The 25,901-nt window shown below is 46.4% G+C and carries 20 protein-coding genes; 12 read left to right on the forward strand and 8 right to left on the reverse strand.

Features of this window, described 5'->3' with window-relative positions:
- Window positions 1-229: 229 nt before the first annotated feature.
- Window positions 230-1,510 carry a glycosyltransferase family 4 protein gene (locus tag QUB63_RS06680; protein WP_332944010.1) on the forward strand — a complete coding sequence of 427 codons (1,281 nt, stop codon included), beginning with the start codon at window positions 230-232 and terminating at the stop codon, window positions 1,508-1,510.
- Between the two features lie 155 nt (window positions 1,511-1,665).
- On the opposite strand, the gene gatC is transcribed toward QUB63_RS06680, so the two are convergent.
- Both gatC and QUB63_RS06690 read right to left on the reverse strand, forming a co-directional pair.
- On the reverse strand, window positions 1,666-1,947 hold the full coding sequence (gatC, locus tag QUB63_RS06685) for an Asp-tRNA(Asn)/Glu-tRNA(Gln) amidotransferase subunit GatC (RefSeq protein ID WP_293128462.1): 282 nt from the start codon (window positions 1,945-1,947) through the stop codon (window positions 1,666-1,668).
- A gap of 99 nt (window positions 1,948-2,046) precedes the next feature.
- Window positions 2,047-2,568 (reverse strand): photosystem I assembly protein Ycf3, encoded by a 522-nt coding sequence (locus tag QUB63_RS06690; RefSeq protein ID WP_332944011.1) that lies wholly within the window; start codon window positions 2,566-2,568, stop codon window positions 2,047-2,049.
- A 391-nt stretch (window positions 2,569-2,959) separates the two neighbouring features.
- On the opposite strand from QUB63_RS06690, the gene QUB63_RS06695 reads away from it, so the two are divergent.
- A complete protein-coding gene (locus QUB63_RS06695; RefSeq protein WP_332944012.1) occupies window positions 2,960-4,267 on the forward strand; it encodes a hypothetical protein in 1,308 nt (435 codons plus the stop codon).
- A 279-nt stretch (window positions 4,268-4,546) separates the two neighbouring features.
- Here the strand turns inward: QUB63_RS06695 and QUB63_RS06700 are convergent, their stop codons facing one another.
- Both QUB63_RS06700 and QUB63_RS06705 read right to left on the reverse strand, forming a co-directional pair.
- Entirely contained in the window at window positions 4,547-4,813 is a 267-nt protein-coding gene (locus QUB63_RS06700) for a hypothetical protein (RefSeq protein WP_332944013.1), read from the reverse strand.
- A 201-nt stretch (window positions 4,814-5,014) separates the two neighbouring features.
- Window positions 5,015-6,190 carry a SpoIID/LytB domain-containing protein gene (locus tag QUB63_RS06705; RefSeq protein WP_332944014.1) on the reverse strand — a complete coding sequence of 392 codons (1,176 nt, stop codon included), beginning with the start codon at window positions 6,188-6,190 and terminating at the stop codon, window positions 5,015-5,017.
- Between the two features lie 407 nt (window positions 6,191-6,597).
- On the opposite strand from QUB63_RS06705, the gene QUB63_RS06710 reads away from it, so the two are divergent.
- From QUB63_RS06710 to secA, 5 genes are all read left to right on the forward strand, one after another.
- Window positions 6,598-7,542, forward strand: a complete 945-nt coding sequence (locus QUB63_RS06710; RefSeq protein ID WP_332944015.1) for a ribonuclease Z — start codon at window positions 6,598-6,600, stop codon at window positions 7,540-7,542.
- A gap of 9 nt (window positions 7,543-7,551) precedes the next feature.
- Complete coding sequence (locus QUB63_RS06715; RefSeq protein WP_332944016.1) at window positions 7,552-7,935, forward strand: hypothetical protein; 384 nt, start codon at window positions 7,552-7,554, stop codon at window positions 7,933-7,935.
- Window positions 7,936-8,351: 416 nt separating this feature from the next.
- Window positions 8,352-9,617, forward strand: a complete 1,266-nt coding sequence (locus QUB63_RS06720) for a serine/threonine protein kinase (protein WP_332944017.1) — start codon at window positions 8,352-8,354, stop codon at window positions 9,615-9,617.
- 31 nt (window positions 9,618-9,648) lie between these two features.
- Window positions 9,649-10,098 carry a HEAT repeat domain-containing protein gene (locus QUB63_RS06725; RefSeq protein WP_332944018.1) on the forward strand — a complete coding sequence of 150 codons (450 nt, stop codon included), beginning with the start codon at window positions 9,649-9,651 and terminating at the stop codon, window positions 10,096-10,098.
- 170 nt (window positions 10,099-10,268) lie between these two features.
- Window positions 10,269-13,085: a preprotein translocase subunit SecA gene (gene secA / locus QUB63_RS06730; protein ID WP_332944019.1), complete on the forward strand. Its 2,817-nt coding sequence runs from the start codon at window positions 10,269-10,271 to the stop codon at window positions 13,083-13,085.
- Window positions 13,086-13,527: 442 nt separating this feature from the next.
- Here secA and QUB63_RS06735 read toward each other — a convergent pair whose 3' ends face one another.
- Together QUB63_RS06735 and QUB63_RS06740 are read right to left on the reverse strand one after the other, a co-directional pair.
- Window positions 13,528-13,821, reverse strand: a complete 294-nt coding sequence (locus QUB63_RS06735; protein WP_332944020.1) for a DUF3288 family protein — start codon at window positions 13,819-13,821, stop codon at window positions 13,528-13,530.
- A gap of 168 nt (window positions 13,822-13,989) precedes the next feature.
- Window positions 13,990-14,532 carry a tetratricopeptide repeat protein gene (locus QUB63_RS06740; RefSeq protein WP_332944021.1) on the reverse strand — a complete coding sequence of 181 codons (543 nt, stop codon included), beginning with the start codon at window positions 14,530-14,532 and terminating at the stop codon, window positions 13,990-13,992.
- A gap of 172 nt (window positions 14,533-14,704) precedes the next feature.
- Between QUB63_RS06740 and QUB63_RS06745 the strand changes: the two genes are divergently transcribed.
- Window positions 14,705-15,445 carry an SDR family oxidoreductase gene (locus QUB63_RS06745; protein ID WP_332944022.1) on the forward strand — a complete coding sequence of 247 codons (741 nt, stop codon included), beginning with the start codon at window positions 14,705-14,707 and terminating at the stop codon, window positions 15,443-15,445.
- A 169-nt stretch (window positions 15,446-15,614) separates the two neighbouring features.
- Window positions 15,615-16,601 carry an NADPH:quinone reductase gene (locus tag QUB63_RS06750; protein WP_332944023.1) on the forward strand — a complete coding sequence of 329 codons (987 nt, stop codon included), beginning with the start codon at window positions 15,615-15,617 and terminating at the stop codon, window positions 16,599-16,601.
- 513 nt (window positions 16,602-17,114) lie between these two features.
- Here QUB63_RS06750 and QUB63_RS06755 read toward each other — a convergent pair.
- Window positions 17,115-19,154 (reverse strand): serine/threonine-protein kinase, encoded by a 2,040-nt coding sequence (locus QUB63_RS06755; RefSeq protein WP_332944024.1) that lies wholly within the window; start codon window positions 19,152-19,154, stop codon window positions 17,115-17,117.
- Window positions 19,155-19,591: 437 nt separating this feature from the next.
- Here QUB63_RS06755 and msrP point away from each other — a divergent pair, with 437 nt between their 5' ends.
- On the forward strand, window positions 19,592-20,575 hold the full coding sequence (gene msrP / locus QUB63_RS06760) for a protein-methionine-sulfoxide reductase catalytic subunit MsrP (protein WP_332944025.1): 984 nt from the start codon (window positions 19,592-19,594) through the stop codon (window positions 20,573-20,575).
- Between the two features lie 404 nt (window positions 20,576-20,979).
- Here msrP and QUB63_RS06765 read toward each other — a convergent pair whose 3' ends face one another.
- Window positions 20,980-24,636, reverse strand: a complete 3,657-nt coding sequence (locus tag QUB63_RS06765) for an NB-ARC domain-containing protein (RefSeq protein ID WP_332944027.1) — start codon at window positions 24,634-24,636, stop codon at window positions 20,980-20,982.
- A gap of 235 nt (window positions 24,637-24,871) precedes the next feature.
- Between QUB63_RS06765 and QUB63_RS06770 the strand changes: the two genes are divergently transcribed.
- The gene (locus tag QUB63_RS06770) at window positions 24,872-25,312 is read left to right on the forward strand and encodes a hypothetical protein (RefSeq protein ID WP_332944028.1); all 441 of its coding nucleotides are present in this window, start codon (window positions 24,872-24,874) and stop codon (window positions 25,310-25,312) included.
- Window positions 25,313-25,359: 47 nt separating this feature from the next.
- A complete protein-coding gene (locus QUB63_RS06775; protein ID WP_332944029.1) occupies window positions 25,360-25,845 on the forward strand; it encodes a hypothetical protein in 486 nt (161 codons plus the stop codon).
- Window positions 25,846-25,901: the final 56 nt, after the last annotated feature.

The following is a 25,901-nucleotide window of genomic DNA, read 5'->3' on the forward strand; positions in this document are numbered from 1 at the left end:
GCCTTTGACGCTCTTGTCTCCCCCTCGCCAGGGTAACTTTAACACTCTTGTCCCCCTCTTCTTAAGGGGGGTTAGGGGGGATCGAAAGACTCATCTACAATGCTTTAAAAATATGCGCGCTCTTAAAATCAGAGCTTTGCAGTAACTAAAGCCAACTATTTTTTTCTTCCTTACATCCGTTACATCCGTTACATCCGTTACACTCATCCGTTGCCGAACTTCCCCCACAATGAAAGCATTATTTCTCCATCCCAACTTCCCCGCCCAATACCGCCACATTATCACGGCTTTAGGCGCAGATCCCAAAAATCAAATTGTTTTCGGAACTAAAAACGAACGTCCCGAATGGAACATTCCCGGAGTTCGCAAAGCAGCATTTACCCCCAGCCGCGAACCCCACCCGCAGACTCACCAATACGTGCGCCCTTTAGAAAGTGCCGTCATCTACGGACAAGCCGTATTTAGAATGGCCGAACAACTCAAAGCCGACGGTTTCGTACCCGATGTTATCTGCGGACATTCCGGTTGGGGGCCGACACTGTTTGTCAAAGAAGCCTTTCCAAATACGCCGCTTTTGTGCTATTTCGAGTGGTTTTATCACGCGATCGGTTCCGACGCAGATTTCGATCCGGCTGAACCTTTAACAGTTGACGACATGGCGAGAATTAGAATCAAAAATGCCCCGATTCTGATCGATTTATACTCTTGCGATTGGGGTTTGTCGCCCACTTATTGGCAGCGATCGCAATTTCCGCCAGAATTACAACAAAAATTGTCCGTACTCCACGACGGCGTAGATACAGATTACTTCAAACCAGACCCCGGTGCTAAACTAATTTTGCCCAACTTAGACTTGTCCGGCGTTGATGAAATTGTCACCTACGTATCGCGGGGAATGGAACCTTATCGGGGTTTTCCAGAGTTCATTGAGTCGATCGCCTATTTGCAAGAACGCCGCCCCAACTGTCACGTTGTAATTGTTGGTTCAGACAGAGTTTGTTACGGCCGTTCTTTACCAAACGGCGAGTCTTACAAAGACCATATGCTCAAAAAAGTGCCGCTAGATATGTCGCGAGTGCACTTTGTCGGGCCGCTACCTTACGGACTGTATTTAAAAGTAATTCAAGCATCGGACGTACACGTTTATTTAACCAGACCTTTCGTGCTATCTTGGTCAATGATTGAATCTCTATCAACGGGATGTTTAGTCATCGGTTCCGACACAGGCCCGGTGAGAGAAGTTATCCGCGATGGAGAAAACGGTTTAATTGTCGATTACTTCTCGCCGAAACAAGTAGCCGATCGCATTGACGAAGTTTTAGACCATCCTACCCGCATGGCAGAAATTCGCGTCAAGGCCCGTCAAACCGCCCTAGAACGCTACAGTTTAGCTAAAATGCTGCCGCAGCACTTACAATTGATCGAGCAGGTAGCAAATCGTTCGATGCCGCCTACAGTTGGTATGCAGCCAGAACGGGAATTAGCTGCATCTTTTGGAGTGAGAATTTAGCTATACGATAGTGCGAGCGTCCCCGCTCGCACTGTGTAATACCAAATTCGCGTTAAAAACCTGCGATATTCGGCGGTTGAAACCAGGTCTACACATACAAAGTCCGCCTGCGCGGACCCAAGAGTAAACGGGTATTAAAGTGCTCTGTCGGCAGCTTACATAATTTTAGGCACTTTGAAAAACTCCCCATCGCGATCGGGAGCTCCAGCCAAAATACTCTCTCCGTTAGCAAAAGGTTGCAAATCGTCCGATCGCATTACATTACTAACATCGATCGCCCGAGTTGTCGGCTTTACCTTACTCGTATCCAGTTCGCTCAACTGCTCAAAATAATCCAAAATACCGTTCAGTTGACCAGTAAACTGTTCTTCTTCTTCAGGCGTTAATTCCAATCGGGCTAAATTCGCTACTTTCCGAACTTCTTCTTTGTCAATCATAAAAATCGGGAATTGTTGGTTGTTAGTTGTTACTTGTTATTGGTTATTTGTTATTTGTTTGTTCTAATAACTAATAACTAATAACCAATAACACGCGCGTTAAAAATACACATCAATCTGCGATCGCCCTGTCGTCTTCAGCCAATTTTGCACCTCAATGTAATTGTTCGGTGCCAAGCGAATAGCCTCCTTCCAATAATCCGCAGCTTTGTCAAACAGCCCTTCCGCCGCTTCAGCATTGCCAGCTTCCTTTTCCTTTTCCCCTTGATAGTGATAAATCACAGCAATATTGTTCAGCGCTTGCGGCATTCTCGGATTCAGTTCCAGAGCTTCGCTGTAATACTCCAAAGCTTTATCGTGTTCGCCGTTGCTAGTATGGATCAGACCCATATTGTACAAGACATAACTGCGATCGTAAGGATCTTCCTCAATCTTCAGCGCTTCATGATAATTGTCCAGCGCTTCAGCATATTCACCATCAGCTTGAGCCGACATACCATCTCGATAATAAGCAAAAGCTTCCTTCGCCTGCTTTTTCGCCGGCATAATCTTCAGGATGATATCGGCCATTACCGTGAAACTTTTGTCAATAAAGTTATCGTTGCGTTGAGTTCTGGGCATAATTCGATTCTTTGGTTAATAGCTAATCAGAAAAATTAGCCTGTAAAGTTTTCCTATTAAGAGTTTTGCAACTGTTTGGGTTGAGAGTTGCGTCTAGGACGCTCTCAAAGGCTGATTAGACACAACTGCAAACCTGAAAACACGCGCTTGCTTGCGGCACTCGCCCAAGTCCTGTCTATTTTAAAATACCTATTGCCAGACTTGCAAAAAAAACCACATTTCTTTAACCTATTTGCCGCACTATACGGGCGATCGGGCAAAACACTAGCAATATTTGGCTCCAAAGTCAAGGGTGGCAGGAAAAAAAATCAGAAACCAGGGGGTCAAAACCAGCTCGAATTCCCGCAATATATAATAAAAACAACCGGGTAATTTTCAAAGAGAGAAACCTATGGCTCCGAATCCCACCATTATGCAAGCCGTCGAACAACTTGGCTACCGCGTTACGGTTGGAGACGTGGCGGCAAAAGCTGGATTAGATGTCAATTTTGCCCAGCGAGAACTGTTAACCCTCGCCTCCGAAGCAGGCGGCAACCTGCAAGTAGCAGAATCCGGCGACATTGCCTACATCTTTCCCAACAACTTTCGAGATATTTTGCGAAACAAATTCTTGCGCTTGCAGTTGCAGGAATGGTGGCAAAAAATCTGGCGAATTCTATTTTACCTGATTCGGATATCTTTTGGCATAGTGCTGGTAGCTTCCATCCTCTTAATTTTTGTTGCTATCACGCTTTTACTCTCCAGCATGAGCAACAACGATAGCGGGGGAGGCGGAGGCGGAGGAAGTGGCGACGGAGGCGGAGGAGGTGGCTTTTTCTTTTTTCCCTACTTCTGGAACGACTTAATCTGGATATTTTACTGGAACCATGACGAACCATACTACCATCCGCGATCGCGCGTAACCGGCCAAAAACCCCAGATGAGTTTTCTGGAAGCAGTTTTCTCCTTTATATTTGGAGACGGGAATCCCAACAAAAATCTAGAAGAGCGCAAGTGGAGCGATATTGCAGCCGCAATTCGCAACAACCGAGGCGCCGTCGCAGCCGAACAAATTGCGCCCTATCTCGACAATCTCGGACAAGGATACGCCCGAGAATACGAAGAATATATGCTACCCGCTCTCGCGCGTTTTGACGGCCGCCCCGAAGTCAGTCCCGAAGGGCAAATAGTCTACCATTTTCCGCAACTGCAAACCACAGCCGCCCAGCAAAATCCTCAAGCAGCAGGAGCTTATTTGCGAGAAATGCTGTGGCGTTTCAGCCGCGCCGACTCCGGCCAAATCATGCTCGCAGCAGGTTTAGGAGCCGTCAATCTTGTCGGTGCGCTAGTTTTGGGGAATCTATTAGCTAAAAGTGCGATCGCAGGTGGATTTATCGGTTTCGTCAGCGGTATTTATCCAATGCTCCTGATTTACGGCGTCGGATTTCTGACAATTCCTTTAATTCGCTACTTCTGGATTCAGTGGAAAAATAGCCAGATAGAAGCCCGCAATCAAGAGCGGCAGCAGCGAGCCATGTTATTAAACGAACCCGATGCGAATTTGCAGCAAAAATTAGCCTACGCCCGGGAATTTGCAGCAGAAAATGTTCTGACACCAGAAGACTTAGCTTATACCACAGAAAGCGAATTAACTCAACAAGAACTAGAACAGTCAGCTAAAATAGATGCCGAATGGCAGCGCAGGATCGATCGATCTTAGATTTTAGATTCAAGAATCAGCGGTTTTAAGCCCAAAACTCAAATCAATAAAGGTGTCGATCGTTCGGACTTTAGTCCTCTCTCATTAGATGAGGACTGAAGTCCGAACGATCGACACCTCTTTTATCGATCTTAGATTTTTGATTTTTGATTCAAGAATCTGCGGTTTTAAGCCCAAATCTCAAATCCAATGAACGTTTGATCGTTCGGACTGAAGTCCTCATAATTTAATGAGGACTTCAGTCCGAACGATCAAACCAGTTTAATTGAGAGAGGTAGGTCAATTTTTCTGTACCTGAGACTCTTTAGTATTCCTAGTTTTTTTAACAACCTTAGGACGTTTAAAAATAAAACAATTTTGGTCGTACTTCGAGTCGTGGCGGAGAGCCACAAGTTCCCACCCATCCTCCCCCAACTGATTGACAAATAGATGCAGCGAGCCTTGTTTCCAATCTCGGAGTTCCTCACCATTTACATATAAACTAATCAGCTTATTTCCAAAAGGATACATATTCGCATCCACAAATAAATAATCCCACTTTTGCATAGCAATCCTTAATTTAGTTAGTCATCAGTCATCAGTCATCAGTCATCAGTTATTAGTCATGGGGAATTGGTAATGGGGAATTGGTAATGGGGAATTATTCTTCCCTCGAACCTCTTCCCTCAAACTTCTTCCGTTACCGAATCCGTTACATCCGTTACATCCCGTACACTGCTCGTTGCCGAACTTCCTTCTTCCCAGCAGTTACTGCACTGCAATTCTAGCCAAAGCAGCGCCCCGGTAATAGTGCAGCAAAATCTGCTGGTAGCCGTATCCCTGCCTGGCCAAATTGTACGCGCCCCACTGACTCAGCCCCACAGCATGACCGAAACCTTTGCCAGCAACTTCAAAACCCGTAGGAGCTTGGCCGCTGTTCCTCGCGCTCCCACCGCCTGCATACTGAGGAATCACGGTAAACCGCGTGCTCCTCAAACTCAGAACCCGACGCAAATCAGCGCCAGTCATCACCCTAGAACCGCCATCTCCGACTACTTTCATTGACAAAACGCTGCCGTGAGCGGTAGTGCGTTCTGGCTTCATCGAGATGACGTTACCCACGCCAGAAATCTTGCTGCTCATTTGAGCCCGGGAAAAATTTTCTTTCCACTGGTAAACGGGCGCCCCTTGGTCGAAGTCAGGAACAGCACGCAGGTAAGGCAAGGGTTCCGTCCAAACATCCTCGACATTTTCGGTATGTCCCCCAGACGCCGAGTGGAAAACGGCTAAAATAATCTGACCGTTGTAAGTCATAACTTGACCGGCGGTGGCATCGACTGCGGTATAAGTGCCCGAAGATTCTGTTTGCAGTCCTTTGTAAACCTGCGAAGACTGAGTGTCGTCCACATCGTAAAGGTCGGTTTCGCTTTTGAGGCGCTGGTGGAGAGCGTAGGAACGGGCGGCGACAGCTTGGGCTTTCAAAGCCTCTTGAGGCCAATTGCCGCTCATTTCGGCGCCCAGAACGCTGTAGAGATACTGTTCGATATCGACGTAGTTGACGGCGGTCAAGGCTCCTTTTTCGGGCACTAGAAGCGTGCGTCCCCGATACCACCGATCGCCAATCCAAACATAACCGTTTCCGGTCGGCTCGATCCAAATTTGATTGGCAGCCCAGCGGCCAATTGCTACTGTGCCCGATCGAGATTGAGCAGATGCAGAACTGTTGGCGGGCAGTTCGCCCAAATTGCGCCCGCTGCTGTCGCGGATTGCAGCCTTAGTAGAACTGCCGACTTTGATCTGACTTGCGCCGTCTTGTACCGCAACTCGCAAAATCAGCCCGGCTTGTGCTGGGGCTACCATTACCAGCCAAAACAACAGCCCCATCCAAAAGTAGCGTTTTTTTAATGTCGAAAGAACGGAAGTAAAGAACACTCCTGACTGCATTTGAAAATTTTCCTCCTGTGCTGTACGAGTTTGAGAATTTTTAAGGGGAAGGTTCAGTTCGGGAAAAAGGAAGGAGAACGGCAGAAAGAAAACGTTAGAATTGGGTTTGGCACTTTGTGCGCCCGTCGGTCGATTTTAGATTTTAGATTTTAGATTTTAGATTTACTTGCAGCATTTAATCTGCGAGCTTGAACCAAGGTCTAAAATTTTGATCTCGACCCGATCGGCCGATCGGGGGCACGGTATCCATTTTTGGGCGGGGTCAAAAAGGATTGCAGCGACTAGATGCTCGCACGAACAGCGATTTATCCCGGTTCCTGCCTGCGACTATTTCCTTTATGTTGGATTAGCCGCACTCTGGATATATGTAACATATTTTTTAAGATTTAATTGAGGTGATTTGACTCTTGCAGATTACATTTCTCGGAACTAGCTCCGGCGTCCCCACGCGATCGCGCAACGTTTCCAGCATCGCCCTCCGCTTGCCCCAGCGAGCGGAACTCTGGCTGTTTGACTGCGGCGAAGGAACCCAGCACCAGTTTCTCCGCAGCGACTTAAAAGTCAGCCAACTGAGCCGCATTTTCATCACTCACCTGCACGGCGACCACATTTTCGGCTTAATGGGTTTGCTCGCTAGCTGCGGTTTGGCGGGGAATGTCAAGCGCATGGATATTTACGGGCCTCCGGGACTTGAAGAATATTTGCAAGCTGGCGTTCGCTATTCTCAAACTCATTTTTCTTACCCGGTGAAAGTACACAAAAGTCACCCGGGAGTCGTCTATGAAGATGACGAATATATTGTTAGTTGCGCTCCTTTGAAACACCGAGTTACTGCTTTTGGTTATCGAGTGACTGAGAAAGACAGACCGGGACATTTTGATGTTGAAAAAGCGAAGGCTGTGGGTATTCCTTCCGGGCCAATTTACGGCCAATTAAAACAAGGAAAGACGGTAAAATTATCTGACGGGCGACAGTTTAAAGGTAGTGATTTTTGCGGCCCCGATCAAATCGGGCGCAAGTTTGTGTATTGTACGGACACGGTTTTTTGTGACGGGGCCGTGGAATTGGCGAAGGATGCCGATCTGTTGGTGCACGAAGCGACTTTTGCTCATCTTGATGCTCAAATGGCCTTCGATCGCCTCCATTCAACTTCGACAATGGCGGCTCAAGTTGCTTTGCTCGCTGGGGCGAAACAGTTAATAATGACGCATTTTAGCCCGCGTTATGCTCCGGGAAATGCGATCGTCCTAGACGATTTGCTCAAAGAAGCCCAGGCAATTTTTCCAAATACGAAAATGGCCTATGACTTTTTGACTTACGAAGTACCCAGACCTGTTTCAAACTCAGATTAATCTGAGATATTGCACTATTCTCAAGAACAGGCAAGATGCCTGTTCCACAATCAAATTGACTCTTTGTGGAACAGGCATTTTGCCGGTTCAGGAATTAGGATTGACACTGCTCTTGTCGAGTGGTTTAAATCTCAAGGTTGTGATAAAATGGAAAAACGAATTCAATGGCGTTTTATGTCAAATCTTGAATTATTAGACCAACTGCTTCAATTGTCCCGTGCTGAAAAATTTCAAATGATGCTATTTTTAATAGCAGAATTGGCAAAAGAAGAAGAAATTGTCATGGGCAATGAATCTGCTGAAATTATGTATTCCGTGCATACTTCTAATAGTGCAGCAGAGCAATTAATGCAGTTACTAGAAACAAAACAAAAACAAACTCAAAATGTTTAATAGTAGGCGATATTATTTTCAACCTAAACGAGATGAATTTGGTGTTTTAGCTGATGTTCCGTATCTGCCTTTAACACTAACTTATCAAAATCGTTCTGTTGAGGTTATGGGTTTACTGGATACAGGAGAAGCGTGTAAATGTTTTGCCCTATAATGTTGGGGTGCAATTAGGCGCAATTTTGGAAGAGCAAAGATTTTCTGTTGTTGACGAGTTATGAAACTCGCATTAAACTGAACGTTATGTTTTTACTTCGACTCTCCTAACTCTTTGTAGATTACGGGATTTTTACAAACTTCTGACAGGATTTGCCCTGATTTAAGTAAGGTAACTTTACATCAGTAGCCCACCCATTTTCTAGACAAAGTTTAGGAGATTATTGAATTGACTATCTGACTAGAATACATCCCTAATTTTTATGATTTTGAAAAATCGATATCAACTTCAAGAACGACTCAGTCAAAAAGCAGGCCGAGAAGTTTTCCTGGCTATTGACCAACAAACTGAACAACAAGTTATAGTTAAAATTCTTTGGTTTGGTCAAAATCTTACTTGGGCAGATATAAAACTATTCGAGCGAGAAATAAAAACACTGAAAACCCTTTCTCATCCAGCGATTCCTCGTTATCTAGACTATATAGAAATCAACTCACAGAAGAATAAAGGAATCGCATTGGTTCAAACATATATTAGAGGAAAATCCCTGGAGCAATACTTACAATCTGGACGTTGGTTTAGTGAAGCGGAACTGCGGCAAATTGCCCAGAAAATCTTAGAAATATTGATATATCTCCATGGACATCGTCCCCCTTTAATCCATAGAGACATTAAACCAAGCAATATTTTGTTAGCCGATGGTTTTGGAGATATTGCAGACCAAATCCACTTGGTAGATTTTGGAGCGGTCGGTACACAGGCTATTGTAGAAAAAGGAACCATGACATTGGTCGGTAGCTATGGATATATGCCGCCCGAACAATTTACTGGACGCATTACTCCTGCGGTTGATCTTTATGGGTTAGGAGCAACTCTAATTTATTTAGTGACTGGTAAACACCCAACGGAACTACCACAAAAAAACCTGCAAATTCAATTCATATCTACTCCTAATATCAGTCCTGCTTTCACAAAATGGTTAAAGCAGATGACTGAACCCCATCTGGAAAAGCGGTTACCCAATGCACAGGTGGCATTAGCAAAATTGCAACCAAAATTTCAACTCAAGCCATATGTACCTGCGATTGTTCTAGGTTTGTTTATTATGACTGGAGCAATAAGCTACTTCGCCTTAGGTACAAATATCCTATCCAGTCAATTACACAAAGAGATAGCATTACGTGGAGATTTTTTTGGGTTGTATCCAACAGGTATCTATGTAAAAGCTGGTCAAGTTTTAAGAGTAAGAGCATCAGGTGTAATCAATTTTTGGGCAAACCATGGATCTTATGGGGAAGCCACTCCCGCAGGTAATTCCAACAACCTTTGCCCTCACGCAGAATGTTTCTTTCGTGGAAGACCAGCAGGAATGCTAGTTGGGAAAATATCTGCAAGTGGTGAACTATTTGAAATAGGTGCGGACAAAGAGATAACTGTCATAAATGAAGGAGAATTATATTTAGGAATAAACGATCCACTTACTGCTGATAATAGTGGTCATTTTTCGATATCTGTTGACGTTCGTTAAGAGCTGATTTATAAAGTCTCCCGAAACTCCCTTGGTTCGTGGCTGGGCAGCAGAAGCCTTGGGCAAGTTAGGAAATGCTTCAGAATCCGTCATCAGCGCCTTGCTCTTACGTCTCGAAGATGGGAACGAGGATGTGCGTGGCTGGGCAGCAGAAGCCTTGGGCAAGTTAGGAAATGCTTCAGAATCTGTCATCAGTGCCTTGCTGCGAAGTCTCGAAGATGAGGAGGACTGGGTGCGCCGTGAGACAACAGAAGCCTTGGGTAAGTTGGGAAATGCTTCAAAAGCCATCATCAGTGCCTTGTTACTACATCTCAAAGATGTGGATGAGGATGTGCGTTACTCGGCAGTAGAAGCCTTGAGTAAGTTGGGTCTGAAATCTAGTGAGGTTTTGCCTGCTGTCGTGCAATGGATCGATCGCCACCAAGATACAGCATACGTCGGTTCAGGTATTGATGTGTTGTGGGATTTGGTGGGGAGTTAGGGAAATTGATCCGGGAATCCCAAATCGCTCGATCGCCCCCAAAGACGCCTTCGACTGCTTAGCAGAGCCAATGGTTGCTACAATCGGGAAAGGTAAATGTTGTGGCTAACACTACAGCCCCTAACCCTGAAAGCTAATAGCTAAATTATTAAAAATCTGCCTCTGTTGCCATGTTTAAAAATCTGCTAGGCGATCCCAACGCTCGCAAACTGAGAAAATTTCAGCCTTGGGTAGCTGATATCAATATCTTGGAAGAAGAAATCCGCGCCCTCTCAGACGACGAACTCAAAGGCAAAACAGCCGAGTTTCAAGAACGTCTGGCCAAAGCTAAATCTCTCAACGAAGAGAAAGAAATCCTAGACGAAATCTTGCCCGAGGCTTTTGCAGTGGTGCGGGAAGCAGGACAACGGGTTTTAGGAATGCGCCACTTTGATGTCCAACTCCTCGGGGGCATTATCCTGCACAAAGGCCAAATTGCCGAAATGAAAACCGGTGAAGGCAAAACTCTCGTGGCGACGCTGCCGGCTTACCTCAACGCCCTCAACGGTAAAGGCGTGCACATCATCACCGTTAACGATTATCTCGCAAGGCGCGACGCGGAATGGATGGGGCAGGTGCACCGCTTCCTGGGACTGACTGTGGGACTGATCCAGCAGGGCATGGATCAGGTGGAACGCAAGAAAAATTATAGCTGCGACATTACCTACGCAACGAACAGCGAGGTGGGATTTGACTACCTGCGGGACAACATGGCTACTGTCATGGAAGATGTAGTGCAGCGTCCTTTTAATTTCTGCGTGATTGACGAGGTTGACTCGGTGCTGATCGATGAAGCCAGAACGCCTCTGATTATTTCGGGCCAGGTGGAACGCCCCAGCGAGAAGTACATCCGGGCGGCTGAGGTGGCTGCTGCTCTGAGAAAGGAAAATGAGGAACATTACGAGGTTGACGAAAAGGCGCGGAACGTACTGTTGACCGATGAAGGGTTTGGTGAAGCTGAGCGGTTGTTGGGCGTTACCGATTTGTACGACCCGGCTGACCCTTGGGCGCATTACATTTTTAATGCGATTAAGGCGAAGGAATTGTTTATTAAGGATATTAACTACATCGTCAATCTCGATCGCGAAGTGGTGATTGTCGATGAGTTTACGGGCCGGGTAATGCCGGGACGGCGCTGGAGCGACGGTTTGCACCAGGCGATCGAAGCAAAGGAACGGGCGGAAATTCAGCCGGAAACTCAGACGCTGGCGACTATTACTTATCAGAATTTCTTTTTGCTGTATCCGAAGCTGTCGGGGATGACTGGGACGGCGAAGACTGAGGAAACCGAGTTTGAGAAGATTTACAATCTGGAAGTGACGCTGATTCCCACTAACCGGATTCCCAGCCGGACTGACCTTTCGGATATGGTTTACAAGGCGGAGGCCGGTAAGTGGAAGGCGATCGCCCAAGACTGCGCAGAAATGCACGAGATCGGTAGGCCGGTGCTGGTGGGCACTACGAGCGTGGAAAAGTCGGAGTTGCTGTCGCGGCTGCTCCAGGAGCTCAAAATTCCTCACAATTTGCTCAACGCTAAACCGGAAAATGTGGAGCGGGAGTCGGAAATTATCGCTCAAGCCGGACGCAAAGGCGCTGTGACGATCGCCACCAACATGGCGGGACGCGGTACAGACATCATTCTGGGCGGTAATTCTGAGTACATGGGGCGCCTCAAGTTGCGGGAGTATTTGATGCCTCGGATCGTGCGGCCCGATGATGAGGACGGGTTTTCGCTGGTGCAAGCGCCCGGTATTGGCGGCCGCCCCGCAGCTCAAGGTTTTGGTCAAACTGCGAAAAAGGCCAAGTCTTGGAAAGCTTCGGCGCAGATTTTCCCGACGCAGCTATCGAAAGAGGCCGAGCAAATGCTCAAGGCGGCGGTGGAATTGGCGGTGAAGGAGTACGGGGAGCGATCGCTCTCGGAATTAGCAGCCGATGATATCGTGGCTGTAGCCTCGGAAAAAGCGCCGACAAAAGACGTGGTAATTCAAAAATTGCGGGAAGCTTACAAATTAACTCGCAGCGAGTACGATGCTTTTACCAGCACCGAACACGATGAAGTTGTGCAGTTGGGTGGCCTGCACGTTATCGGTACGGAACGCCACGAATCGCGCCGGATCGACAATCAGTTGCGGGGCCGGGCGGGACGCCAAGGAGACCCGGGTTCTACGCGGTTTTTCTTGAGTTTGGAAGACAATTTGCTGCGGATTTTCGGCGGCGAACGGGTGGCCGGTTTGATGAAGGCTTTCGGTGTTGAGGAAGATATGCCGATCGAATCTGGAATGCTGACTCGTTCTCTCGAAGGCGCTCAGAAAAAAGTCGAAACCTACTATTACGACATCCGCAAACAGGTATTTGAATACGACGAAGTGATGAACAATCAGCGTCGAGCAATCTATGCAGAACGCCGCCGAGTTTTGGAAGGTTTGGACTCGAAAGAACAGGTAATTAAGTATGCCGAACAAACGATGGACGACATCGTGGGAGCATACATCAATCCCGATTTGCCTTCGGAAGAATGGGAACTCGAAAAACTCGTCAGCAAGGTGAAGGAATTTGTTTATTTATTAGCTGACATGACTCCGGATCAATTAGAGGATTTGTCTGTTGAGGAAATTAAAACTTTCCTCCACGAACAAGTTCGCAATGCTTACGACATGAAGGAAGCCGAAGTTAATGCCATCCGGGCGGAATTGATGCGCGATGCTGAGCGGTTCTTTATCTTGCAGCAAATTGATACTTTGTGGCGGGAACACTTGCAGCAAATGGATGCTTTGCGCGAGTCTGTGGGATTGCGCGGTTACGGACAGAAAGACCCGCTGATCGAGTACAAAACTGAAGGTTACGAGCTGTTTTTGGACATGATGACGGATATTCGCCGCAACGTGGTTTATTCGCTGTTCCAGTTCCAGCCGCAGCCTGCAATGCCAGTTTCGGCTGAGATGGTTTAAAAGGGATTTGTAGGGACACAACATTGTTCTTTGGTGTCAAAAAACACGTCAAACGCAGTCACAGGCTGTTGTTTTTTGACTGAGACCCGATCCCCCCTAGCCCCCCTTCTTAAGGGGGGGACAAGAGCATTCTCTCGCGTCCCCCTTCTTAAGGGGGATTTAGGGGGAAGAAGCCTAAGCTACAAACGAGATTTCTCAAGGATTTTAGTCTTAAGTAGACACCAATGAACATTGTTGTGTCCCGATCGATGCAATGTCGGTTCGTAGTGAGGACTTTAGTCCGCATAATCTGAGGAGTAAAGTCCGAACGATCAAACCTATTTTTTTGTGGTTGTTCGATCAGATATGATATAAGACGTTCTTAATTGCTGAAACTTTGGCGGAAGATTGCTTGTTCATTCTTCCTTTTTCCTTCTGCTATAACAGTTGATATTTGACTGTATTAAGCCCAATCTTCTTGGTCATTTTTTAGTCGCCTGTAAACTTCACCTTTGGCGTGAATTTTGCGGGTTTGTTCGTAAAGAGTTTCTTCGGTATGATTCCATTGTTGCAGGGCTTTTTTTAAGTCTGCTTGGATATCTCTAGCGCCGGGAAATCCTTTATAGCGAATTATTAATCTTGCTAATTCTGATAAATTGTGGTCGGTTGGTTCTCCGCCTAATAAAGTATTGACACTGGCTCGATCGCGCTTGTATTGCGGGTGCTGTTGGTCTTGATTTTTTGGTTCTAAATTCATATTTTTTTCAGGTAAAACGGTTCGATCGTTCGGAATGCGAGTCCTCGGATTTATGCGGACTAAAGTCCTCACTACGAACCTATATTATTAGGGTTATTTGACAGGTGCGGAGCTTTGAGATTGTCGATAAAGTGCAGGATTTGTTGATGGCGACGCACACTACGATAATTATATTTTTGCTAATTCTGGTTCCAAATTTAAAGCTTTTTGTTGATAAATTAAACCTTCATTGGTTCGCCCTTGCTGTTCTAATACTTTGCCTAAGTTCCAGTAAGCTGCTGCTAAGTCTGGCTGCATAGCGATCGCTTTTTGGTAGTATGTTATGGCTTCATCTAGCAGACCTTGTTTGTAAAACATACTGCCCAAGTTAACATAGGGTTCGACAAAATTAGGGTCGAATTCGATCGCCTTTGAGTACGCTCGCACGGCTGCGTCTGTCTTCCCTTGGGCTTGCAGGATATTCCCGAGGGTTTTGTAGGCGGGGGCGAAATTGGGTTGCTGGCGCAGTGTTTGGTAGCACTGGGCGATCGCCTCTACATATTTCTGTTGCGTATAATAAACTTCAGCTATCTTGCTGCGCGCAACCGCCGCATCCGGTTCGAGTGCTAGTATTTTTTGGTATTGGGCGATCGCCTCCTCAAGTTTTCCTGATTTCTGGAGGTTCTCGCCCGCTGACAAATACTGCTCTGCTAACTCGGAATTGACGGTCATAGATTTTACTTTAACAGCCCACACTACTTTACCACAACTGTTAGTTAGCAACCGCGATTTCTAAAAATATTCTGACTCTTTGAGATTTTAAATTTGTTTCTGTACCGGAATGCGGAAAAAAATAGTATGATTATTTTGAACCAGCATCAACGCTAATTGCAGAGGAAATGTCATGCCATCACTAGCAGGAAAAGTGGCAATTGTGACTGGTGCATCGCGGGGAATAGGACGCGCGATCGCCCTCCGATTATCCCAAGAAGGCGCATCGGTTGTCGTCAACTACGCCAGAGGCGCAGATCAGGCTCAAGATGTTGTGTCAGCGATCGCACTCTCAGGCGGCAAAGCATTAGCCGTACAAGCCGATGTCAGCAAAACCGCAGAAATTTGCAATTTGTTCGATCGCACTCTCGAAACCTATTCACAAGTCGATATTTTAGTCAATAACGCGGGAATACTTATTTGCAAACCTGTGGCGGAATTTACCGAAGCTGAGTTTGACAGTATTTTTGCAATTAACGTCAAAGGCACGTTTTTTGCTTGTCAAGAAGCTGCTAAACGCATGGCAGATGGAGGCAGAATTGTCAACTTTTCTAGTTCGACAACGGCGATAATGATGCCAACTTACGGGGCTTACGTGGCGACAAAAGGCGCGGTGGAACAGCTAACTCGATCGCTGGCGAAGGAATTGGGCGATCGGCAAATTACAGTAAATGTCATTTCTCCGGGCCCAACGGATACAGAACTTTTCACTGTCGGCAAAACCCCCGAACAAATCCAAAGATTTACGCAAATGACTGCTTTGGGAAGACTCGGAAAAGTTGAAGATATTGCCGATGTGACGGCGTTTTTGTGCAGCGAAGAAGCCCGCTGGATTACCGGACAAAATATCCGCGTTAACGGCGGAATTGCGTAAAGTAACGCGCGGCGGGTTTATGCAGATTAGACTTGCATTGCCTAAATATTTGATTGATAGTTCGACCGCCGATAAAAGGCATATCGACACAGATAAACGCAGATAATTTCAATATTGGAAAGTGAATGAGTGCACTCTAGTCTATTGAAAACATCAGGAGAAAACAATCGTGCAAGCTGCTTACTACGAACAACTCGGCAACGCGAAAGATGTCCTCAAAATTGGCGAAATCGATGTTCCCGAATTGGGTGCAAATGAAGTGCTGGTTAAAGTAGGCGCGTCGGGAATTAACCCATCCGATGTCAAGCAGCGCAGCGGTTGGGGCGGACTCACAATGCGACACCCGCGAGTCATTCCCCACAACGACGGTGCAGGCACAATTGAAGCAGCAGGAGAAAGCGTGCCGCCGTCGCGAATTGGCGAACGTGTTTGGATTTATGAAGCTACATTAATTCGCCCGTTTGGTACGGCGGCTGAGTATGTTGTTGTACCCAGCGAACAAGCAGTTTTTCTGCCGGAAAATACAGATTTTGAAGCGGGTGCTTGTTTGGGAGTTCCGGCAATGACTGCACACCATTGTGTTTTTAAAGATGGTGCTGTTGCGGGGAAAACTGTATTAGTTGCGGGCGGCGCTGGTGCGGTTGGCAATTATGCGATTCAACTGGCAAAATGGGGCGGCGCAACGGTTATTTCGACTGTAAGTTCTGCGGAAAAAGCAGAATTTGCTAAAACTGCGGGTGCTGATTATATTGTTAATTACAAAGCTGAAGATGTGGCGGGGCGGATTAAGGAGATTGCGGGGGGTAAGGGAGTCGATCGCATAATTGAAGTTGATTTTGCTGCCAATCTCGAAATTAATCTCAAAGCGATCGCACGCAACGGCACGATCGCCACTTATGCTTCGGATTCGGATGCAACGCCTCAAATTCCCCTGTACTCGTTAATTTACAAAAATCTTACCGTTCATTATGTCCTAGTTTATGCTATGGACTCTTCAGCGCACCAACAAGCCGCAGCAGATATTACAACTTGCCTTAAAGCTGGAGTTTGGCGCCACGTTATTGCTGGGCGCTTTGGTTTAGATGAGATTGCGGCCGCTCACGAATTGCTCGAAAGCGGAAGGGCGATCGGTAATTTGGTTTTATTGATGAATTAGAAGGAAGAAGTCAAGCGTGAAGTCGGAAGAAGGAAGAAGGAAAATATTATATTTCTACAGTCTCGCGTTGCGCGGACGAAAGTTTGTCTAGCAGCGATTTCAAGATCCGAATTCGATCTAACGAACGAAAATTTAATAACTTAAACATCTCCCACAGTCGTTTCTCCTATTAAGCTGCGAGTTCAACAGTTGACCGCTTGACAGTTGACAGTTGACCTGTGGAGAGCGACCTCTACCTAGAAGGAAGAGGATTGGAGTAATGAATAGTCTGATTTTAATTTCTCCCTCACTCGTGAGAGGCTTTCAACCAATTATTTCTGGTAAAAGGAGGCTCTTCCTCCGGATATGCGTTACCAGGCTCTTCCTGGTAACAAGCAACAAGCAAATCGCTTAAGTTATTTAATTGCCATTCCTAAGTTTGAGAATCCCCAACCAGAATCTTTAATTTGGTTAGGGATTCTTAAACTTAAGATCGCTCTTCAAAACTCGATCGCGCGGGCTCCCAAGCCAAAATCAAGGAGACAGTTGCCACACCTTAATCGTGTCGTCATAACTGCCGCTGATCAGAGTTTTGTCCTGAGGATTAAAAGCCAATTCCACCCAAGTCGAATGACCTTTCAGCGTGCCAGATTCCCCGCCATCCATCGCCCACAGCTTGATAGTTCCGCTCAAATCGCCGCTGGCTAGGGTCGCGCCGTCGGGACTGAAAGCTAGAGACCCAATTCGATCGGTATGACCGTTAAAAGTCACCTCACCCGACGGTTCTGGCCCGCGATCCGTGGTGATATCCCAAACCCTCACCGTATTGTCCCAGCCGCCGCTGCCCAAAATTTTACCGTCGGGGCTGACAGTAAGAGCCGAAACAGCATCGACATGACCCGTGAGAGTGGCTTGGAATTCCCCAGTCTTCCAATTCCACATCTCGATCGTACCGTCGCCTTTGCCAGCAAACAAAGTATCTTTATAGGGACTGAAAGCCACCGAATGCACCTCGCCCGGAATCCCTTTGAGTGTTTCCAACTCGGCGCCGCCTTCGACTTGCCACAGCTTCAAAGAATTGTCTTTGCCGACACTGGCGAGGGTTTGGCCGTCGGGACTGAAAACCACTGAGAACACGCCGTCTTTGTCTCCGTCCAAAGTCCGAATTAATTGGCCAGAATAGAAATTCCACAGTTTAATCGTACCGTCAGCGCCACCGCTGGCGATCGTCCTGCCGTCGGGACTGACGGCGACCGACCACACGGGCCCCAAATGTGCTGCCAAAACTTTGAGCACTTTGCCGTGACGCTTGTGCAGCAGGTGAATTGTGCCGTCGTTGTTCCCGCTGACTATGACGCGGCCGTTGGGAGTGACTGCTACCGCCCAAACCGGGTTTTTGTCTTGTTCCGCCAGAGTGCGGACTGCTGGGCCCGCAGGCGGGGCCTCACCGCTGAAATTCTGCATGGGCGGCGGATCGAACCGAATTTCGGGAATGCTGGAAGCAGGCTCAACAGAAGTGAAAGCCTCCGGTACGGTCGATGGCAAGCGAGAACCCAGCACGACTGAAATCAGCGCAACTGCGGCTCCCCCCCACAAAGCCAAAGTCCATTTGGGTTTGCCCAGAATCACCTCTACCGGTGCCGGGCCGTATTTCATGTCTGTGAGAATTGCTTCGATCGATCGATAGCGTTTTGATGGTTCTCGCTCCACCATTTTATCCAGGATGCGGCCGAGTCTGGCCGAAACCGGTACTTTCAAATAATGCCTCCAGGCCCAAGCGTCGGCTTTGATGTCAAACAAATCAAAGGGTGACATTCCCGTTAACAAGTGAATGCAAGTCACGCCCAAACTGTAGATGTCGCTGCTCTTAATTGCTTCACCTTTAATTTGTTCCGGCGCCGCGAATTCGGCAGAACCCGTCACCGTTTCTGTTTTGGGCGGCCCGCTGTTAGCCGCAATTGCAGCGCCGAAATCGACTAAAACCAGCCCAGATTCATCATCCCAAGTATGCAGGTGCTCTTGCACGGCTATTGCTGCGGAGGTTTGGGAAGATTTGCGGTGAATAATATTGGACGGTTTGATATCTCGGTGAATCACTTGATTTTCGTGCACAAATTGCAGGACGGGCAACAATTCGCTCAGCAGATACCAAATGTGAATTTCTTTAAGAACACCTTTTTCTGAAAGCCGATCGGCTAAATTGCGCCCGGGGATGTATTCTTGCACTAAATACTGGCAGCCTTCGTGTTCAAAAGATGCCAGCAGTTTCGGTATTTGGGGATGTTGGCCCAACTTGTCGAGCCGCTCGGCCGAGCCGAGAAATGTCCGGTTTAGCTGTTTTTGACCGTCGGCGACTGACGGCACGGGCCCGCAGAACTGTTGAATGACGCAGCGGGGTTGCGCTGGTTGGTCTTCATCGACTGCTAGGAAGGTGCGGCAAGCGATACTTTGACCGAGGGTGTGAAAGACTCGGTAGCGCCCTTTTAGCAGCAAGTTCGACTCGCAACTTGTGCAGACCCTCGCGCGATCGAGATTTTTGGGATTCTGGCAATTGGGATTTATGCAGTAACTCATTTGTCTTTCCGCTGGAGACCCCCGTCCGACTTAAAGCGAGGAGTGGGGGAGGAAAGCGGGGCGGTGCGTGCCGCTTCCTGTGGACAAATTAAATAATTTGAATCTTTGCTTTATGATAATTGTTTCCCAGATTTTAGCCACCATTGCTTCCGTCGATCGCGCGTAAATTATTGCTGACTTTCCTGCGATCGAGGTTTAATAGGTCGATCGAACCGTGCTGTGAGATTGCTGTGCGCCAGTGGCGGTGACTGAATTAGGCTATACTGTCATTGCGAATACACTAATTGCGATCGCAGCCCGCGCCAAGCAATCGCGAGGCCTTGCCAAAAAGTCGCGATTATCCCTTCAATACAGTCAATCTCAACTCTCAAATCGACTGAAACATTGAAACCCGGGCAACTTTCGCCAAACTAACTACTAACTTTTAACTATTACTTATGCCGTTAATTCGCGTTCCCAAACCTTGGGAAATTCTCGACTCACAAATTACCTCAGAAACAGCCTTTCTCAACCGCCGCCGCTTCATGACCAATTTAATTGGCGCTGGCGTAACTGCTTCGCTGCTACCGCTTACAGGCTGTCAAAGCAATGACAGCTCAAAAACTGCTCTAGAAAAAACCTCAACCCAAGCATATTCCGGCTTGAACCGGAATCCGGCCTTTGCAAAAGTCGATCGGGCAATTACCGACGAAGCCTTAGCTACAAAATACAACAATTTTTACGAATACGGCGGCACAAAATCTATTTGGCAAGCCGCTCAAGCTTTGCCAACCGAAAACTGGAAAGTAGAAGTAGGCGGTTTAGTAAAAAATCCCCGCACCTACGATATTGACGACCTCCACAAAAAATTTCCCATCGAAGAACGAGTTTATCGATTTCGCTGCGTAGAAGCCTGGGCGATGGTAGTTCCTTGGGTCGGATTTCCCATGAAATTACTCATGGCTGATGTCGAACCGAAATCGAATGCAAAATTCGTTCGCTTTACCTCATTTTACGACTCAAAAATCACTCCCGGCCCCGGTTTGATGTCGCAATTTTATCCTTGGCCTTATACCGAAGGTATGCGAATTGAAGAAATGGCAAACGATTTAGCATTTTTTGCCACAGGTTTGTACGGGCGGCGGCTACCAAAACAAAATGGGGCCCCCCTGCGGCAAGTGATTCCGTGGAAATACGGTTTTAAGGGCGCAAAGTCGATCGTTAAAATTGAATTTGTCGAAAAACAGCCCGCCACTTTTTGGAATACAATCGGCCCCAACGAATACGCTTTTGAAGCAAATGTCGAACCCGACAAACCGCACCCCAGATGGTCGCAAGCCAGCGAACGGATAGTCGGCCCCGGTAACAGTTGGTCGTGGGAAACTCGCCCAACTTTGCCCTATAACGGTTACGGCGAATATGTAGCTAGTCTTTACAGTTAGACAAACCTGACGCCCCGATCACCCTTCTCAATCAGAACTGAGAAACCGGGTAAAAACGACGCAAAATCAGAGCTTTCAACTTGAACTCCGAGCAATACATCGGTTTCTTTTGTTCCGGAAAACTTGTCAAAAGTCGCTCTCAATGAGCCACATAGCTGCTAAATTTACCACATATTGCCACTTGTCAAAATTTCATAAAAAGGATATGTAACTCTATATTTCGTCAGCTTCGCTCGGCGTCGATCTCTATGGCAAATGATTGTGATTATCCTAAGTGCCAGATTTCACAAGTTCGTAGGGGTATAGAGCTACTTAAACCCTCACCAGTCCGTTGCTCAGTTCGTCACGGATTTATGAAATGCTGTACTTAGCATAAGTCTAAGAGTTTAAGGGTCAAAAGGATTCTATTGAATTGTAGATATATCCCAAACTCTTTCTACTTCCAACTCGACTGCTCCTAGTGCTTTCAGCGTTGCTTTCTGTGCCTCACTTAAACCCGTGATACTTGTAATGTTCATGCCTTCATAGAGTTTGGGTACTGGCAGCGTTTTAATGCACTCCCCTGTCAAAGCATTCCAAAGCTTAATCGTCTCATCTTGGCTACTACTAGCAAGTATTTGACCATCTAGACTATAGGCAACTGACCATACCCAATTGTCATGTCCTTCGAGAATTTGCAAGCATCTACCTGTGCTAACATCCCACACTCGTACAGTTCGATCGTGACTGCCACTAGCGAAGCTAGTACCATCAGGATTGAACATGAGTGATGACACAATACCGTCGTGTCCCTCTAGGGTTTTGAGATATTCTTCGGTATTAATATCCCAAAACTTTACGGTACTGTCACCACTGCTGCTTACCAGGATATTACCATCAGGACTAAAGGCAACAGACCAAACCCAATCCGTATGTCCGGTAAAAGTTTTCAAAACTTGCCCTGTCCTGATATCCCACAACTTCACGGTATTATCGGTACTGGCAGAAGCGAGGATATGACCTAAAGGGCTAAAAGCAACTCCCAACACCCAGCCCTCATGTTCGGCGCAAGTATAAAGACACTGCCCTGTCTGGATCTCCCATAGTTTTATAGTCCGATCCTCACTGAAACTCGCCAACGTCTTACCGTCCGGACTGATGGCGACTCCCCAAACCCAAGCTGAATGACCCTGTAAAGTTTTTAGGCAAAGTCCGGTGGTAGCATCCCATAACTTTATAGTCGTGTCATCAAAGCCACTTGCAAGCAAGTGCCCATCGGGACTAAAGGCAATTGATTTCAACCGACCAGTCTGTCCCTGGTGTAAGCTTTTAAAACACAGTCCTATTTTTATATTCCACAATCTGACGGCGCGATCGCTACTCGCTAATGTTTGACCGTCGGGTGAGAAAACTACCGAATTTATTGGATTGCTTTGCCCAGATACTGTTTTCAGACATTGACCTCTTCTGACATCCCACAGTCTCAGCGTACCGTCTTCACCAGTGCTCGCTAAAGTTTTGCCATCAGGATTAAACGCGACGGCTGACACCCGACTGGTGTGTGCTTGCAGTGTTTTTCGGCACTGACCCGATGCAGCCTCCCATAACCTCACGGCGCCGTCTTCGCTGCAACTTGCTAAGGTCTGACCGTCAGGACTAAAGGCAACAGATAGCACTATCTGTGCGTGTCCAGAGCAAATACTCAGGACTTCACCCGTGCTAATATCCCAGAGGCGTATCAAAGAATCATCACCGCCACAGGCTACTGTTCTACCATCCGGACTCAAAGCAAGCGATCGAATCTGACTGCTGTCACCCTGAAACGTTTTCAGGCATTGTCCCGTACTGACATCCCACAGTTTGAGCTTTCCGCCATCACCGCCACTAGCTAAAATCTTACCGTCTGCACTGAATGCGATCGACCACGCCTGACCTTGATGTGCTAGCAACGTTAGCAAACATCGTCCATTACTCCAATCCCAAAAACGCACAGTCCCATCACCGATGCTACTAGCAAGAATCTTGCCATCAGGACTGAAAGCAACTCCCAGCACAGTCCTAGTATTTCCCTGCAATATTTGACGGATAGACCAACTACTAACATCCCAGCAACAAATCGTCCCATTACTACCGCCAGTAGCAAGAGTTTTCCCATCCAAACTAAAAACAGCGGATAACACAATGCTGCCGTATTCTTTGCTAGTTCTCAGCAGTCTAGCTTCTGGCATTTGCCACAAGTGAATCTCACCATTTGTATCGCCCATTGCCAAAAGTTTTCCATCCGGGCTAAAAGCGATCGACAAACCGCTGCCCAGAACTTCAGCAAAAACAGAATTAGCTAGATTAGCACCCTCAAAGTTTACCCCATGCAAATTGGCATCGGGTAAATAAGCTTGCCAAACAATCAAATTAGAAAAATCCCAACCGCTTAAATCTGTCTGCATTTCACGCAAGAGATTAATAATATTACCCGCAACATATCCAGTTTCTAGTCGGGGCTTACCGCGCAGCGATGAGAGAATTGGCTTGAGTTGATTTTCTATAAGTTGCTGGGGTTCAAAAGTAAAAAGCAGTTGTTCGGCAATAGGTTTGAGGATAAGACGAGCTTGCGTATCTCTGATGTATTCTTTAGCTGTCGCTTTGAGAAGAGCATGGCTGCAGATCAGGTCAATTTCGCTGTTTGCGAGCTCATTGCAGACTTGTTCGATTAATCGTTCCGTCATATATTCCATGACGACGGGTTGTTGAGTGTAGCCGTCTGAGGTTTTTTCGATCAGAGAACGTCTAACCAGAGAACCTAAAACCTCTAGTAATTCTTTGATAGTTATTTTTGCCACTAAATCTTGTTGTAATTCTGCCAACGAGACTGGCTCCCGATTGATAGCTAGCCAGTACATAATATTTTTTTCTAAACTTGATAAACGATTAAATTGTCTGTCTAGTAAGTTGCGAATATCATCAAAAAATAAGGCTCCTTGATTTAAAAAATCTAAAAATTTATTCAGGCTACTCTCAAACAAGTCGCGGATGGCGGGAGCAACCATTTTTAAAGCTAAGGGATTTCTAGCATAGTGGGATACCAAAATATCCCATTCGGAGTCTGACCCTTGAAAAACCCCGATGCCCTGGAAAATTTCCCGTGCTTCGGGGGTTGTTAAACCTGTCAGTTGTAATGAGCGAACGGGCAAATTATTGCCTTCTTTAGCGCCTAAACCGATAGGTTTTTCTCGACTGGTTAGTAGTAAGGTACTTTTATGGTTTATGTCGGCTACGCATCGCAGAAGTTGACCGTATCCTTCATATCCCTTTCGATAACGACCCGTGCGATCGCCTTCCTGTAAAATTGACTCAACATTATCCAGTATCAATAAACACCGATGCTGTCGCAGATAGTGCATCAGTCGCGAGATTCTAGCATCGACAGTGGTCGGTAAATTCGTTTCCTGCTGTTTCGAGATAAATTGAATTAGTTCTGCCAACAAGTCGAGGATCGAGGGAGCATTGCCGAGACTGCGCCAGACAATGTAATCAAATTGTTCTTGGATGCGTTCTGCTATCTTGATAGAGAGAGAGGTTTTGCCAATTCCACCCATCCCCAACAGAGTCACTAGGCGACAGCGATCGACGATCAGCCACTGTTCTAATAAGGCTAATTCTTCGGCACGTCCGTAGAAAATGGAAACATCAATTGCCTCTCCCCAATCAAGGGATTTGTTGAGTTTTGTTACATCAGTTGCAATTGGGTGATTTTCTGTAATATTTTGATAAACTTCTTCGTTTATATTATCACTAATTAGTTTGTTATTTGATGATGCGACGGTTATTTGTGCCTGTTGTGCTTTCCGTCGCACAACTGACTGAACGTTACTCTTGGTAACTTTTTCTCCGAATACCCGACTGAGAACTTGCCATAAGTGAAAGCCAACAAACTTAATATATTCGGCATCATAACCAGCGCTTTTGGCAATCTCGGGATAAGAGCGTCCTTCCCAAGTCTGCCGCAATACCAGTATGTGAACATCGTTGAGATGCTCTTGTGTGAGAAGTGAGTCTAGGAAAAGCAGTGCTTCGTCGATCGTCATTTATTTAAAATTATCGGGTGTGTGAGCGCAAGAGCCGTGGTTCCTGTACGCAAGTGCAGGTTATTAAGCATTTATACTTAAAAATATAGCATATTTTGCACCCAAGTTATAACTATTTATAACTATTTCTCACTGACGTAGCTGTCGCATCCGGGTTATTACTGAATCAAGGTAGGTTGAACCTGTCAATTTCAACCTAAAAGCGACGACTATCAAGGTAAATAGAGATTTTGAGATGGGTAACTTTTTTGATGATGTTGCTGATTTTGTAGGAGAGCAAGTGAAAGGTTTAAATCCTATTGACCCTAACACACTACCTGGTCAAGCAATCCATACTATTACAAGTTCAGATGAAATTTTGCGAGGAGTCACCGACATCTATGTTTCTAACAACACAAATCGTTATATCAACGTAGGCATAGACTATCAAGTTTCTAGAGTAGATAAAACTCTTGATGGGAGAAATGTACGTGGAACTGAATGCAGAAACATTGTATTAGCTCCAGGTCAGCAAAATGCCTTTATTGCTGATAATGTTTATAGCAATTTAGGACCGGTTGCTTTTTCGTCTGTTGAAGTTACACCTGATAACTGTATCGTCCCAGGTGGTTTGCAATGGCAAACAACTCGTATTGATGTACCAGCGGGGAATTATACTTTCAATTTTAATTATTAATAATTCCTGATTTTGGGCGATTTAATGGTTTAAAGGTCTATCTAACTATGCACGCGAAACTCTTGATTAATAGCGGAACTCTTGCAGTTCTAGCTAGTGCTATTATTTCTCCCATAGCGCTAGCGAATGAGGTTGAAACTTTTTCTTTTCAAAAGAATATCGGGTCAGTTTGGGTTGGCAACGTTACTGTCGAACACGGAATCATTTCAGGTACAAGTCCGAGTGCTTCCGATGGTTACAGTCACTGGGAAGCGGAAGGCGCAAAAATCACTATGAATATCCGTACCCCCAGGTGCCGCAATCAATTTCATACTGAAGGATCTGTGACTGTCAAATACACTAACGGTGAGGCTAGAATTACGCGCACGATTGAAATCCGCTCTCTCCAAGAGGATAAAAACTTGACTCCTTCATGGACTGTTCGCGGCAATTATGGCAACCCTACAAATGGCAGGGTCAATGTTATTACTAACGTAACCTGTGTACATCACGGTAACAGAGATAGCGCCATTCCCAACCCATTTGGGTTGTGAATATCGCTTTTTGCCTATTTCACCTCAACTGTGCCACTAGCATCATTGTCGAATTC

The organism is Microcoleus sp. ARI1-B5 (assembly GCF_036705795.1).
GTDB lineage: Bacteria > Cyanobacteriota > Cyanobacteriia > Cyanobacteriales > Microcoleaceae > Microcoleus.